The following is a 14,406-nucleotide window of genomic DNA, read 5'->3' as shown; positions in this document are numbered from 1 at the left end:
TTGTTCTCCTCGCTGTGGTCTTGTTCTTCAGGCGCGCCGCATGCCTGCGGTGGACCGCGACACATCGTTCCATGCGGCGACCAGCGCTTCGGCAAAGGCTTCGTCGTTGATGTGCTGCGGCAGGCGCTGCAGCTTGCGGTCGGGGTCGGTGCGGAAGCCGGCTTCGATGGCGGCGAACAGCGCGCGATCCGCCTCGGCGTCATGGAAAGGCTGGCCGGGCTTGTCGATGGCCGAGACGCCGCCCTCAGGGATCAGGAAGCGCACCGGACCGCGCATCGCGTTGAGCTTGGTTGCGATGAACTCGCCGATCAGGCGGCACTCGTCGGGCGTGGTGCGCATCAGCGTCACGTTCGGGTTGTGACGGTAGAGCTTGCGGCCCTTGAAGCGCTCGGGCACCGTATCCCACGCACCGAAGTTGACCATGTCGAGCGCGCCGCAGGAGCCGACATAGGGCAGGGCGTGGCGCGCGAACACATCGAGCCGCGTCGGCCCGGCCGAGAGCGTGCCGCCTGCGATCTCGTCGGCAATCTCGGTCGTGGAGACGTCGATGGCGCCGACGATGAGTCCCGAATCGGCGAGCTTCTCCATCGACTGTCCGCCGACGCCGGTGGCGTGGAACACCAGGCAGTCGTAGCTGTCCTCGAGCCGCTTCGTCACGGCCTGCACGCAGGGCGTGGTCACGCCGAACATGGTCAGGCCGATGGCCGACTTGCTCACGTTCGACGTGACGGGCGGGTGCGCGATCATCCCGGCCAGCGCGTTGGCCGCATTCGCCAGCACCAGCTCGCTGATGCGGTGGATACCCTGCACGTCGGTCACCGAATACATCATGCAGATGTCGCTCGGCCCGACGTAGGGGCGGGTGTCGCCGCTGGCCATCGTCGACACCATCATCTTGGGCACGCCGATGGGCAGCGCGCGCATGCCCTGCGTGGCCATCGTGGTGCCGCCGGAGCCGCCTGCGGAAATGATGCCGCCCAAGTCGCGGCGCGTGAGCAGGAAGTGCTCGAAGGCGAGCGCCATCGCGGTCATCGCGATGCCGCGGTCGTTGCCGAACACGGCCGATTCGCCCTGCGGATGGTGGCGCGCCACCTCGCGCGGGTGGACGCTGGCGGGCGAGGGCTTGCCGGATGTCGAGAGGTCGACGGTGACGACGCGCATGCCGAGCTTCTCCAGGCACTGGCGCAGGAAGGCGAGTTCGCGGCCCTTGGTGTCGAAGGTGCCGGCGACGTAGGCGGAGCGGGCGCTGCTGGCGGCGGCGGGGAATTCGAAGACGCGGGGCGAGGAGGCCGGAGGCGGAGCCGATGCGGAGGTCGAAGCGGTCGAGGGCGCCATCGACGCAGGTGCAGGCGACATCGAGGAATGCGCTTGCCTCGGGATGTCAGCGACAGGCGCGGCGGTGCCGCCCGCATTCCAGCGCGTGAAGCCGCGCACCGTACCTGGCGCAACGTCATCGAGTGAGGGCGCGCCATCGCCATGTGCGCGGCGCACGGTGAAGACCTGCGTCGTCGGTGCGTCCTCCATGCCGCGAGGCGCGACCACCGGATCGTCCTCATCCTCGGGGCCACCAGACCGGACGCCCAGCAGCCGTTCCTGCAGCTCGCGATCAGCCGCGAGTTGCGAGGTCGGCATGACCTGCGCGATGCGCCCGTTCACCATCAATCCGATACGGTCGGCCACCGAGATCGCGACGCCCAGGTTTTGCTCGATCAGCAGCACGGCGATCTTGCCTTCGGCGGCCAGGTCGCGCAGCGCCTGGGCCACCTGTTCGACGATGACCGGCGCCAGGCCTTCGGTGGGCTCGTCCATCACCAGCAGCCTGGGGTTCAGCAGCAGTGCGCGTCCGATCGCCAGCATCTGCTGCTCGCCGCCGGAAAGCTGAGCGCCGCCATTGCCGCGCCGTTCCGCCAGGCGCGGGAACATGGCGTAGACACGGTCCACGTCGCGTCGCTTGCTGGCGACCAGCCGCAGCGTTTCGTCGACCGACAGCGAAGGCCACACGCGCCGACCTTGCGGCACATAGGCGATGCCGCGCCGGGTAATCTCGTTGGGCGCCATGCCCATGATCTCTTCGCCCGAGAGACGCACGCTGCCGCGCGCCGGCACCAACCCAGTGATGGCGTTGCACAGCGTCGTCTTGCCCATGCCGTTGCGCCCGACGATGCCGAGCACGCCGCGTTCCAGCACCAGGCTCACGCCCTGCAGCGCATGGGCGCGGCCATAGAACACGTCGAGCCCGTCGACAGCCAGCACGGGGCCGCTGCCGATGGCGTCGCGCTTGTCCTTGTCACTGCTGCTGCCGAACCAGGCCATCAGTGCTTGCTCCCCATGTAGATCGCCTGCACCTGTGCGTCGTTCTCGATCTCGGCGGGCGTGCCGGTGCGCAGCTCGCGGCCGTTGTGCATGACCGTCACGCGGTCCACCACGCGCAGCGCGATGTCGAGGTCGTGCTCGATCAGCACGAAGCTCATGTGCGCCGGCAACGAGCCGAGCAATGCGACCAGTTCGCGGCGCTCGTGCGGCGACAGGCCCGCGGCCGGCTCGTCGAACAGGATCAGCCGCGGCGCGCCGGCCAGCGCCATGCCGATCTCCAGTTGCCGCTGCTGGCCGTGCGCCAGGTTGGCCACGCGCTCGTCGGCGATGTGGGTGAGGCGGGCGCGCTCCAGCAGGTCGTGGGTAGCACGCGTCGAGGCATTGTTGGCGCGTGCGCGCAGGAAGCTGAAGCGGCCGCTGGCCACGCCGCGCACCGCGAGGAAGAGGTTGTCCCGCACCGTGAGGTCGCGGAACAGCAGCGAAGACTGGTACGTGCGCCGCATCCCCTTGCGGATGCGGTCGTGCGGCGGCAGGTCGGTGATGTCTTCGCCGAAGAAATGGATGCGACCGGAAGTCGGCGGGAAGTCGCCGGTGATCGCATTGAACAGCGTGGTCTTGCCCGCGCCGTTGGAGCCGAGGATGGCGTACTTCTGGCCCGCCGTGACGGTGAGCGAGATGTTGTCGACTGCCTTCAGTGCGCCGAAGGCGCGCGTCACCCCGTCCAGCCGCAGTGCGTCGCCCGAGAGCAACTGCGCGCCACTGCCCGACACGGCGTGCGGGGCGGTGCCGGCGCGGTGCGTCATGCGGGGGCGGAGCGGGGTGATCGATGCCATCAGGTTCTGCAGTCGGGCACGTCGCGGGTGCCCAGGCCCATCTTCTTGAAGTCCGCTTCCGGCAGGCCCAACGTCTGCGTGATGTTGGGCACTTGCTTCACGACCTTGTTGTAGAAGGACCCATCCGGCGCCTTGGTCACTTCGGTGATGTAGGTGGTGCCGACCCCGTTGCGGTTGGCGTCGATCTTCACGTCGCCGGCCGGGCCCTTGAAGTTGGTCTTCTGCAAGGCTTCGCGATACGCCTTCTGATTGTTCGACAGGTCACCCTTCACCACGTCCAGCGCATCCAGCGTCGCTTTGGTGTTGATGTAGTAGAGGTAGGCGAACAGCGACGGGCTCGGGAAGCCGTCCTTGAAGTTGGCCTTGTAGTCGGCCACGAACTTCTTCCACTCCGGCGTGTCGATCGAGTCGGCCATCGGCCCGGCCGACGCGGTGCCGAGCAGCGATTCGCGACGCTTGCCCTTGAAGTTCAGTACCGTCTGGTCGACCGTGATGGAGCCGCCGACCATCGGCTTGTCGCCGCCGGCCTGCTCGTACTGCGTGAGGAAGTTGACCGCATCCGAGCCGCCCAGCACCACGACGAGCGCGTCGACATCCTTCGGTATCTTGGCGATCACCGAGGCATAGTCCTTGGTGCCCAGCGGCACCCAGGCCTTGTCGACCACCTTGCCGCCCTTGGCGCAATAGCTGGCCATGAAGCCCTGCACCTGCGAGTAGGGGAAGCCGTAGTCCTCGGCGATCAGGTAGGTCTTCTTGTAGCCCTTGGCCAGCACGTGCTCGCCAAGGCCGACCATCCACTGCGCGCCCTCCGTGTTGAAGCGATAGAAGTTGGGCGCAGGGTCGCCCAGCGTCGCTGCCTGCGCGCCCGAGGAGCCGTTGATGAAGGTCACGTTCGGCTGCGTCTTCGCGTAGTTCTTGACCGCGATGCCTTCGTCACCTGACAGCGGTCCGATCATGATCGGCACCTTGTCTTGTTCGACTGCCTTGCGCGTGGAGTTCACGGCCTTGTCGGGTGTGGCGTCCGACGAGACCTTGATGAACTCGATCTTCTTGCCGCCGGCCATGCCGTTCTTTTCCTTCAGCGCGAGGTCGGCGCCGCGCATGCCGTCCTGCCCGGGCGCCGCGAACGGCCCCTCCAGGGAAGCAAGCAGGCCGATCTTCAAGACCTCCTGCGCCTGGGCCAGGCCGCCCATGCTGATCAACGCCGCGGCCGCCACGATGCTGCGCGCGAACAAACGATTACCTCTGCTCATGTCTCGCTCCTTCTTGTCATCGATGAATGCGGCCACTGCCGCGGTTGGGGAAAAACGAGTTGCCCATGCGGTTGCGCAGCGCCTGCCAGAGGCCCAGCAATCCATCGGGAGAGAACAGCACGATCGCGAGGAAGACCCCGCCGATCACGAGATTGAAGCGTTCGCGGTCGACCAGGTCGATGGCGAAGTTCTGCAGCAGCACGAAGACGATGGCGCCGATGAAGGCGCCGATCGGATGCTTCATGCCGCCGAGCACGGCGATGATGAGGATGTTGATCATCGCGCCGGTGCCCACGGTGCCGGGCGAGATGCGGTTGTTGTACCAGACCATCAGGATGCCGCCGATGGCCGCGAGGAAGCCGGCGACCGCATAGGCGGCGACGCGATGCGCCGTCACGTTGTAGCCCAGCGCCTGCATGCGGCGCGGGTTGTCGCGGATGCCTTGCAAGGCGATGCCAAAGGGCGCGCGGATCAGGTGCTTGACGAAGAAGTAGCCGCCCAGCGAGCAGGCCAGCACCACGAAGTAGAAAGGCATCGGGTCGCGGAAGTCCACGCCGAACAGCACCGGCGGCGAGATCTTGCTGAAGCCCTGGAAGCCGTTGAAGACGGTGTAGTTCTGCTGCGCCAGGTAGAAGAAGGCCACGCCCACGGCCAGCGTGATCATGATGGTGTAGATGCCCTCGGTGCGCACCGAGAGCCAACCGATGCCGGCCGCGACGAGCGTGGCCAGCGAGACCGCGACGACGAGCGCCAGCCACCAGGGCCAACCCAGGCTGATCGCCAGATTGCTGCTGGTGCCGAAGATCGCCAGCATGTAGGCCGCGAAGCCGGCGACCGTCATCTGCGCCAGCGACACCATGCCGCCGTAGCCGCCGAGGAAGGTGAGCGACAGCGCGATGAGGCCGAGCGCGAGCGACTGTGCGCCGATCTGGAAGGTAAAGAAGTTCGAGGCGAAGAAGGGGTAGGCGAGGACGAAGGCCAGGACGATGACGTGGCGCCAGCGGATGGCGCGGATCGAGGCGCGGGTGCGGGACCAGGATTCCGCCGATGCTTGAATCGATGGGATTGCGGGAGGCGTACCCATTGGATGAACGACGGCGGGGGGCCGCGCGGCACGCGACAGGTCCGCCGCCGTCGCGGACGAGTTCATCGCACGGCGCCATTTGGCGGCGCTCATGTGCGGGCTCCCCGGAATGCGGGAACGGGATCGGGCTTGGCCGTACGCGAAGGACGCGAAGGTTCCGCGAAGGACGCGAAAGAAAACCAAAAGAATTCCTTTTGAATTTCCTTCTGTATTTTTCGCGTCCTTCGCGTCCTTCGCGTCCTTCGCGTACCTTCGCGCCCTTCGCGTACGGTCAAGCCCGCATTCATGCAGCGGTCGATCACCCGCAGGCCCCCATCGTGCACACAGCGGGTCATGTGTTCTTCCCCATCAACCCGCGCGGCTTGAAGGCCAGCGCCAGGACCATGATCACGAAGGTGAAGACCACGCTGTAGGTCGGCGCATAGGCCAGGCCGAACTGTTCCGCCAGGCCGATCAGCAGCGCGCCGATCGCAGCGCCCACCACGCTGCCCATGCCGCCGACGATCACCACCACCAGCGAGGCCAGCAGGTAGCGGGTGTCTTCTCCCGGCGAGATCGACAGCGCAGTGCCACCGACCACGCCCGCAAGCCCCGCCATGCCGGCACCGATCGCGAAGGTCAGCGCGAACACCCGTTGCACGTTCACGCCGGACGCAGCGAGCATCCCGCGGTCGTCCACCCCCGCGCGGATCATCATGCCGATGCGGGTGCGCGTGAGCATCAGCCACAGGCCGACGCCGATCACCACCGAGGCGACGAACACGAAGATGCGGTAAGTCGGAAACTTGTTGACCAGCGGCAGCGTGGTCGAGCCATAGATCCACGAGGGCGGATCGAAGGTGTAGATCTCCGCGCCCCAGATCCACAGTGCGATGTCGGCCATCACGATCGACAGGCCGATCGTCACCAGTGTCTGCCGCAAATCCTGGCCCTGCATGTGGCGGAAGATCAGCAACTGCATCAGCAGGCCCAGGATGGCGGCCGCCAGGAAGCCGGCCATGACCGCCAGCACCCAAGACCCGGTGTGCTCGCCAACGTACCAGCCGACGTAGGCGCCGATCAGGTAGAGCGAGCCATGCGCCAGGTTGACGTTGCGCATCAGCCCGAACACCAGCGTGAAGCCGCTCGCGACCAGGAAGTACAGCGACGCAAGCGTGAGGCCGTTGAGGAAGGTCTTGAGGAACAAGGTGTAGTTGTCCCACAGCGCCCAGACCACGAACACGGTGATCGGCACGCCGAACAGCAACCAGAGGCCCCAGCTCTTCTTGCTCAACGGGCACTCCCGCGGCTTGCCGCTTCATGGGCTTCGCGTGGCGCTTTCGGGATCGCGTGATCGCCTACGGTAGGCCGGGCGGCGATCATGCGGCGCGCTCCCACTGCCGCTGCGACGCGATCTCCGGCGATTTCGCGAACTCGCCGTCCTTCATCACCGCCAGGATGCGCTTCGGATCGCGCAGGATCGACAGATTGGCGAGCGGGTCGCCGTCGACCAGCAGCATGTCGGCCAGATAGCCATCCTTGATGACGCCAAGTTCATCCGGCTTCATCATGATCTGCCCGCCGTAAAGCGTGGTGCAGCGGATCGCCTCCATCGGCGTGAAGCCGAGGTACTTGACGAAGAATTCCAGGTCGCGCGCATTCTGGCAATGGGGCGTGAAAGCAAAGCCGTAGTCGCCGCCCGGCAGCACGCGGATGCCCCTCTTGTGCATCTTCGAGAGGGAAACGCAGGCAGCGTCCCATTCGGTCTGGTAGCCCATGTCGCAGGCCATCGCGTGCGTGACGCCCCAGGGCTCGGCCTCGTACAGCATCGCGTAGAGGATGGCGATGCCGGGTGCGACGAAGACATGGTCCTTCGCGGCTTCGAGCATGTCGAGCGCCTCGTCGTCGACGAAGCTCGCGTGGTAGATCAGGTCGATGCCATGGCGCAGCGCCTGCTTCACGCTCTCGGACGAGCGCGCATGCGCCACGCCGCGCTTGCCGCGGATCTTGACTTCGCGCATGGCGGCGGCGACTTCCTCGTCGAGCATCCAGGCGGTTTCCGAGGGCGACTGCGGCGTGAAGTTGTCGCCCGAGAGATTCAGCTTGATCGAATCGACGCCGTACTTGAGGAACAGGCGCACGGCCTTGCGCATCTCGTCCGCGCCGCTGACGTTGACGCCGAAGCTGAACTCGGGGAAGGGCAGGTGGGGCAAGGTCTCGTCGCCCAGCGCGCCGAGCACGGTGATCTCCTGGCTGGCCGCGAGATAGCGCGGTCCCGGGATCTGGCCGGCATTGATCGCATTGCGGATCACCACGTCGAGCCGCGCCTTGGCGCAGGCCGCGCCGACGCAGGACGTAAACCCGGCCTCCAGATAGCGTTTCGCGACCTTGGCGCACCACAGTACGTGCTCTTCCAGCGGCATGGTCTGGATGGCGGCGAGCGTGGCTGCGTCATTCCAGGAGAAGTGCGTGTGGGCCTCGCACATGCCGGGCATGAGCGTGGCGCCGGCGCCGTCGATGATCTGGGCGCCGCCCGGCGAGATCGGCGCCGTGCTGCGGCCGACCTGGCGGATGCGGTTGCCGCGGACGAGGACGCTGCCGCTGTACGGGTTCTGGCCCGTGCCATCGAGGATGCGGACGTTGGTGAAGACGACATCAGCCATGTGCTTCTCCTGTGTTCAAGCCGCCCACCGCTGCATCTGCGACCGCCGCACCGGCGGCGCCCGATGGAACTCGCCATCCTTCATCACCGCCAGGATGCGCGCCTTGTCCTGCAGCACCGTGATGTCGGCCAGCGGATCCCCATCCACCAGCAGGATGTCCGCCAGGTACCCCTCGCGGATGTAGCCCAGCACCTTCCCCATCCGCATCATCGGCCCGCCCCATGCGGTGGCCGACAGCAGCGCCTCCATCGTGCTCATGCCCACGTACTTGACGAAGTACTCCAGGTCCTTTGCATTGGTGCCGTGCGGCGTCCAGGCGAAGCCGTAGTCGCCGCCGGGCAGGATGCGGATGCCGCGCTTGCGCATGGCGCGCATGCTCTCGACCGCCGCGTCCAGTTCGCGGTGGTAGCCCATCTTGCGCGTCACCTCCGGCGTCAGGCCCCACTGGCTCGCGTGATAGGAGGTGTTGATGAGCCAGGCCAGGCCGGGGGCAATGAAGTGCTCGGTCTTGTGCGCCTCGAGCATGTCGAGCGCTTCCGTGTCGGTGAAGCTGGCGTGGTAGATCACCTCGATGCCTTGCTTCACGCATTGCTTGATCGACCAGGTGGAGCGCGCATGCGCCGCGACGCGCTTGCCCCAGTTCTTGGCCTCCTCGACGCAGACGCGCACTTCCTCTTCGGTGAACTGGCTCGATTCACTCGGCATGCCGGTGATCGACTCGCCCGAGAGATTGATCTTCAGCGAATCCACGCCGTACTTGCAGAACATGCGCACGCAGCGCCGCATTTCTTCGGCGCCGCTGACGATCGCGCCAAAGGCGAATTCCGGTTGCGGCAGGTGCGGCTGCGTGGTGTCGCCGAGGCCGCCGGGCACGGTGATCTCCTGGCTGGCCGCGAGATAGCGCGGGCCGATGATGGTGCCGTCGTTGATCGCATTACGGATCACCACGTCCAGCCGCGGCTTGGCGGTGGCCGCGCCCACGCAACTGGTCCAGCCCATGTCGAGGTAGCGCTTGGCCACCTCGGCGCACCAGAGGATGTGCTCCTCCGGCGGCATGCGCTGGATGGCGTCGAGGCTGGGCTGGTCGTTCCACGAGAAATGCGTGTGCGCCTCGACCATGCCCGGCATCAGGAAGGCGCCCGCGCCGTCGATGACCTGTGCGCCGCTCACGGGTGTCGAGCGTGCGCCGTAGGCCGTCTTCACGACGCGCGAGATGCGGTTGCCCTGCACCAGCACGTCGCCCATGAACGGCGCTTCACCGCCGCCATCGAAGATCTTCACGTTGGTGAACATCACATCGGCCATGTTCAGCTCCTTGCGTTTGCAGCGAGGAAGTCGCGCAGCTCTCGCTGGCATTCTTCCGGCCGTTCGATGGGCGTCCAGTGGCCGCAGCGCGGCAGCACCACGACGCGCTTGCTGGCGGCGCGGTGCAGCTTGTCGGCCATGGCGCGCACGGCTTGCGGGGGCGCCACGCCGTCCTCGTCGCCGGTCACGAGCAGCACGGGCGCCTCGATGTTCTCGATCGCCGCGGGTTGCGCCGCTGCCAGCGCCTCGCAACTGCGTGCGTAGTTCTCGCCATCCTGCCGCATCAGGCTCTCGCGCACGTAGGCCACGGCGATCGGCAGGCGCTCGCGCGTGTCGGCGGAAATCGAGGCTTGCAGCAGCGCCAGCGTGATGTCCTGCATGCCGCTGGCACCTTCGCGCGCCTTGGCCGCCCGCGCCTGGATGGCGGTGCGCGCGGCATCGGGCGGCGTGATCAGTGGCCCGAACATCGTGAGGCTCGCGACCCGCTTCGGATGCGCCGCCGCGATGTGCTGCAGCACGATGTTGCCCATGGAGTGCCCCACCCAATGCGCCCGCAGGACGTTCAGCCGGTCGCACACGTCGAGGATGGTGGCGACGTAGCGCTCGATCGTCAGGCCGCCTTCGGCCCGCTGGGATCGCCCGCTGCCCGGCAGGTCCAGCCGGATCACGCGATGCCGCGCCATGGCCGGCATCAGGGGCGTGAAGGTGTTGGAGCTGCCGCCCAGCCCGTGCACGCATACGATGGCCGGGCCTTCGCCTTCTTCTTCCACCGCGATGCGGTCGATCATCTGGAAGCGCATGGTTATTCGAACCTGTTCTCGATGACGCCGACGCCGTCGATCTCGACGCGCACCACGTCGCCGGACTTGAGCCATTGCGGCGGGTTCTGCCCCATGCCGACACCCGAGGGCGTCCCCGTCGCGATCACGTCGCCGGGGTGCAGCGTGATGCCGCGCGAGCAGGTCTCGATGAGCGTGGGGATGTCGAAGATCATGTCGCGCGTCTGCCCGTCCTGCCGCAGCGCGCCGTTGACCCAGCCGCGCACGCGCGTGGCGCGGCCGTCGAGTTCGTCGGCCGTCACGATCCAGGGGCCCATCGGGCAGAAGGTGTCGAAGCTCTTGCCCAGGTCCCATTGCTGGTGGCGCATCTGCACGTCGCGCGCGGTCACGTCGTTGACCACCGTGTAGCCGAAGATGTGGTCCATCGCGTGCGAGGCCGGGATGTCGCGCCCGCCGCGGCCGATGACCACCGCCAGTTCCGATTCGTAGTCGATCTGCGCCGAAACGGAAGGCGAGGGCAGCCGCACCACGTCGTGCGGCCCGATCACGCATTCGCCGAGCTTGCCGAACACGATCGGCCAGGGGTCGCTCTCGGGCATGGTCGCGCGGAACACCGTGCCGGCCAGCTCGGCCGCATGCGCGTGGTAGTTGCGCCCGACGCAGAACAGGCTGCGCAACGGGCGCGGCAGTGGTGAGCGCAGGGTGATGAGTTCGACCGGAATCCGCGTGCCCGATGGCGAGGGAAGCGACTCCCCATTGGCCAGTCCCTGGATCAGCGGCAAAACGCCGCGTGACGCATCGCGCACGCCCAGCGGCGTGGCCTCCCGCCCGTCCGGCGAGATCGTGCCCACGCAGTCGCGACCACCCCAATTCCAGCTGGCCAAACGCATTGACTTTGTCTCCATGGCGCCCCGTGGTCGTGCTGGCGGGTGCCGGCTGCCTCGAAGTCTCGGAAGTCTTTCGGAAGTCTCGTTTGAGACTTGCGTCTCAAACTGGGATGGCTGCATCATACGGTTCGAGATCGAAAAACCACAAGAGACCGAGGGGCCTCCCGCGCTCCGGACAAACCCGATGGCGAGACTGAAACACAAGCTGAGCGAGCCCCCCGTGCCTCCCGAGCGCGGCGTGCGCGCGGCCACGTTCAAGCTGCTGCTCGACACGGCGATGACCATCATCAAGGAGAGCGGCCACATCCCCTCGGTGGCCGAATGCGCGGCACGCTCTAAGGTGTCGCGGGCCACGGCCTACCGCTACTTTCCGAGCCGCAGCGCGCTGGTCACGGCGGTGATCGACAGCTCGCTCGGCCCGGTGCGCAAGCTGGCGTCGGACAACCCGAACGGCCGCGAGCGGGTGCACGAACTCTTCGTGCAGACCTTCCCGCGCTTCAAGGAATTCGAGGCGCAATTGCGCGCCGCCGCGCAGCTTTCGCTGGAGCAGTGGGGGCTGGAGCGCGCCGGCCTGCTGGAGGAGGAGCCTTACCGGCGCGGCCATCGCGTGCGCATCCTGGAGCATGCGATCGAGCCGCTCGCGCCGCTCCTGCGGCCCGCCGTTCGCGACCGGCTGCACCATGCGCTGTCGGTCGTCTACGGCATCGAGCCCTATGTGATCCTCAAGGACATCTGGGGCCTGCGCGACCGCGAGGTCGAGAAGACCGCGCTGTGGATGGCCGATGCGCTGATCGACGCCGCGCTGCGTGATTCCGAGGCCAAGCCACTCAAGACGAAAAGCAGGACGACCTGACATGCCCCTTCAATCGCCCGCCTGGTACGACTCGCAATACAACAACCGCGCCCGCATCCCGGAGCATCCTGCCATCCTCCAGCATTGGGCCGATGCATCGGCGCGCGCATTGCAGCGGCCGGAATGGCTGTTCGACCTGGCCTATGGCGACGACCCCAGCGAGCAACTCGACATCCTGCCCGCGCCGCGCCCGAATGCGCCCCTGTTCGTCTACATCCACGGCGGCTACTGGCGCGCGCTCGACAAGCGCGACCATGCCTTCGTCGCGCCGCCGCTGTCCGATGCCGGCGCCGAGGTCGTGCTGCTGAACTACGCGCTGTGCCCGGCGGTGGGCATCGAGCACATCGTGCTGCAACTGGTGCGCGCGCTGACCTGGGTCTGGCGCAATGCGAGGGACCTCTGCTGCGACCGTAATCGCATCGTCGTGGCGGGCCATTCCGCGGGCGGGCACCTGGCGACGATGCTGCTGGCCTGTGACTGGCAAGCGGTGGCGCCGGACCTGCCGGCGGACCTGGTGAAGTCGGCGCTGTCGATCTCGGGCCTTTACGAGCTGGAGCCGCTGCGTCATGCGCCCTTCCTGGCGCCCGACATCGGCCTGACTGCGGAATCGGCCCTGCGCCTGAGCCCCGCCGCGATGCCTGCGCCTTCGCGCGGTTCGCTGGTGACGGTGGTGGGCGGCGACGAGAGCGAGGAGTTCCATCGGCAGGCTGCCTTGATATCGCATGCCTGGGGCCCAGGCATCGTCACCGCCGCGGAGACCGAGGCCGGCCGCAATCACATGAACGTGCTCAACGAGCTGGCGAATCCGAAGTCCGCAACGTACAGGCGCGCAGTGGTGTTGCTGGGCCTTGGCCATGGCAGTCCATGAGTTCCGGGACCGGCGCGCCGCAGGGCGAGCGCTGGCGCAAGCGCTGGCCGCGTACGCCGACCAGGCGGACGTGCGCGTGCTGGCGCTGCCACGCGGCGGTGTTCCGGTGGCCTTCGAGGTGGCTCGGGCACTGCATGCGCCGCTCGATGTGTTCGTCGTCCGCAAGCTCGGCGTGCCCGGTCAGGAGGAGTACGCGATGGGCGCGATCGCGACCGGGCAAGTGCAGGTCCTCGACGACGACGTGGTGCGCCAGCTCGGCATCGGCGAGGCAGCCATCGCCCGCGTGGCCGAAGCGGAGCGCGCCGAGCTGCAACGGCGCGAGCAGTGCTACCGCAGCGGCCGACCCGCGCTGGACGTGGACGGCTGCAAGGTGCTGCTGGTCGACGACGGCCTGGCGACCGGCTCGACGATGCGCGCCGCCGTGCGGGCACTGCGGCTGCTGCAGCCGGCACGCGTGGTCGTGTGCAGCCCGGTCGCCTCGGTCCAGGCCGAGGCGCTGTTGCGTGGCGAGGCGGACGAAGTGACCTGCCTCCTCACGCCGCCGCACTTCCATGCCGTCGGCGCGTGGTACACGGATTTCTCCCAGACCACCGACGAGGAAGTCATGCAACTGCTGGATCGCGCGCATGGACCGGCTTGAGAACATCGAGACTTTCGTGCGCGTCGCGCAGACGCAGAGCTTTGCCGAGGCCGGCCGTCAGTTGCGCGTGGCCAAGTCGGTCATCACCAGCCGCATCAAGCAACTCGAGGACCATGTCGGCGCGCCGCTGTTTCACCGCAGTACGCGGGTGGTGCGGCTCAGCGATGTGGGTCAGGCCTTCCTGCGCGACTGCATCGAACTCGTCGGTCGTGCCAACAACGTGTTCGACCAGATGCGCGACGCCCGCGCCGGCCCCACGGGCACGCTGCGCATCCATGCGCTGACCGGCTTCGTGCTGGGCCATTTCGCCGCGCTGCTGCGCGAGTTCCAGGCCAACTATCCGGACATCCACCTGGAACTGATCGTCAGCGACGCGGTGGTCGATCCGGTGAAGGCGGGCGTCGATTGCGCCCTGCAGATCTTCCCGGCCGCCTCGACCGAACTGATCTCGCGGCCGCTGTTTCCCGTGCGCCGCGTGTTCTGCGCCACGCCGGATTACCTCAAGGCGCATGGCCGGCCGGAGACCCCGCGCGAGTTGCACAAGCACTCGCTGGGGCTCTACTCCGGTTATCCGACCCGCGACCGCTGGACCTTCCACCACCAGGGCGAACAGGTCACGATCTACATGAGCGCCGCGCTCCTGACCAACAGCGTGCACCTGCTGCGCGAGTACGCGCTGGACCATGCGGGCATCGTCTGCCTGCCGACCATGGTGGCGGGCGACGCCATCCTGCGCGGTGACCTGGAGGTGGTCCTCGCGGACCATGCGCTGTCGTCGTTCTCGCTGAGTGCGGTGTACGCGGGCACCTCGCGCAACGCGTTCAAGCTGAAGCTGTTCATCGAGCGCATCGGGGCCGCTTTCGCGAAGGTGCCGCCGTGGGATGCGGCGATGATCGAGAAGGGCCTGATCCCCGCCGAGCTGATCTCGGGCTGAAGGCCCCGGGATTCC

12 protein-coding genes and 2 pseudogenes are annotated in these 14,406 nt (G+C 67.3%); 4 read left to right on the top strand and 10 right to left on the bottom strand.

The features are described 5' to 3' along the window. Positions 1 to 27: 27 nt before the first annotated feature. The 10 genes and pseudogenes from HCU76_RS37150 to HCU76_RS04040 form a co-directional block, all read right to left on the bottom strand. Positions 28 to 1,233, bottom strand: a pseudogene (locus tag HCU76_RS37150) (Tm-1-like ATP-binding domain-containing protein); the annotation flags it as partial. Between the two features lie 573 nt (positions 1,234 to 1,806). Beyond that, a pseudogene (locus HCU76_RS37145) lies at positions 1,807 to 2,313 on the bottom strand (ABC transporter ATP-binding protein); the annotation flags it as partial. Further along, entirely contained in the window at positions 2,313 to 3,146 is an 834-nt protein-coding gene (locus tag HCU76_RS04075; RefSeq protein WP_218508548.1) for an ABC transporter ATP-binding protein, read from the bottom strand. The pseudogene HCU76_RS37145 and the gene HCU76_RS04075, both read right to left, overlap by 1 nt. Beyond that, positions 3,146 to 4,399, bottom strand: a complete 1,254-nt coding sequence (locus HCU76_RS04070) for an ABC transporter substrate-binding protein (protein ID WP_218508547.1) — start codon at positions 4,397 to 4,399, stop codon at positions 3,146 to 3,148. Before HCU76_RS04070 ends, HCU76_RS04075 begins: the two co-directional genes overlap by 1 nt. A gap of 16 nt (positions 4,400 to 4,415) precedes the next feature. Beyond that, the gene (locus HCU76_RS04065; protein ID WP_213956488.1) at positions 4,416 to 5,576 is read right to left on the bottom strand and encodes a branched-chain amino acid ABC transporter permease; all 1,161 of its coding nucleotides are present in this window, start codon (positions 5,574 to 5,576) and stop codon (positions 4,416 to 4,418) included. Positions 5,577 to 5,814: 238 nt separating this feature from the next. After that, entirely contained in the window at positions 5,815 to 6,756 is a 942-nt protein-coding gene (locus HCU76_RS04060) for a branched-chain amino acid ABC transporter permease (RefSeq protein ID WP_213956489.1), read from the bottom strand. An 85-nt stretch (positions 6,757 to 6,841) separates the two neighbouring features. Beyond that, positions 6,842 to 8,125, bottom strand: coding sequence for an amidohydrolase family protein (locus HCU76_RS04055; protein ID WP_213956490.1), 1,284 nt, complete (start codon positions 8,123 to 8,125; stop codon positions 6,842 to 6,844). Positions 8,126 to 8,140: 15 nt separating this feature from the next. Next, positions 8,141 to 9,430 carry an amidohydrolase family protein gene (locus HCU76_RS04050; protein ID WP_213956491.1) on the bottom strand — a complete coding sequence of 430 codons (1,290 nt, stop codon included), beginning with the start codon at positions 9,428 to 9,430 and terminating at the stop codon, positions 8,141 to 8,143. A gap of 2 nt (positions 9,431 to 9,432) precedes the next feature. Then, positions 9,433 to 10,230 (bottom strand): alpha/beta fold hydrolase, encoded by a 798-nt coding sequence (locus HCU76_RS04045; protein ID WP_218508546.1) that lies wholly within the window; start codon positions 10,228 to 10,230, stop codon positions 9,433 to 9,435. A gap of 2 nt (positions 10,231 to 10,232) precedes the next feature. Continuing rightward, positions 10,233 to 11,099: a fumarylacetoacetate hydrolase family protein gene (locus HCU76_RS04040; RefSeq protein ID WP_213956493.1), complete on the bottom strand. Its 867-nt coding sequence runs from the start codon at positions 11,097 to 11,099 to the stop codon at positions 10,233 to 10,235. A 181-nt stretch (positions 11,100 to 11,280) separates the two neighbouring features. Between HCU76_RS04040 and HCU76_RS04035 the strand changes: the two genes are divergently transcribed. The 4 genes from HCU76_RS04035 to HCU76_RS04020 are packed head-to-tail and all read left to right on the top strand — an operon-like array spanning position 11,281 to position 14,391. Beyond that, entirely contained in the window at positions 11,281 to 11,949 is a 669-nt protein-coding gene (locus tag HCU76_RS04035; protein WP_213956494.1) for a TetR/AcrR family transcriptional regulator, read from the top strand. Position 11,950: 1 nt separating this feature from the next. Next, entirely contained in the window at positions 11,951 to 12,817 is an 867-nt protein-coding gene (locus HCU76_RS04030; RefSeq protein WP_213956495.1) for an alpha/beta hydrolase, read from the top strand. Beyond that, entirely contained in the window at positions 12,804 to 13,457 is a 654-nt protein-coding gene (locus HCU76_RS04025) for a phosphoribosyltransferase (protein WP_213956496.1), read from the top strand. The genes HCU76_RS04030 and HCU76_RS04025 overlap by 14 nt, the downstream gene beginning before the upstream one ends. Continuing rightward, a complete protein-coding gene (locus HCU76_RS04020) occupies positions 13,444 to 14,391 on the top strand; it encodes a LysR family transcriptional regulator (RefSeq protein WP_213956497.1) in 948 nt (315 codons plus the stop codon). Before HCU76_RS04025 ends, HCU76_RS04020 begins: the two co-directional genes overlap by 14 nt. Positions 14,392 to 14,406 lie beyond the last annotated feature (15 nt).

It is taken from the genome of Variovorax sp. dw_308 (assembly GCF_019207085.1).
Taxonomy (GTDB): domain Bacteria; phylum Pseudomonadota; class Gammaproteobacteria; order Burkholderiales; family Burkholderiaceae_C; genus Variovorax.
The sequence above is the reverse complement of the archived record's forward strand: the minus strand, read 5'-3'. Positions and strand labels throughout refer to the sequence as shown.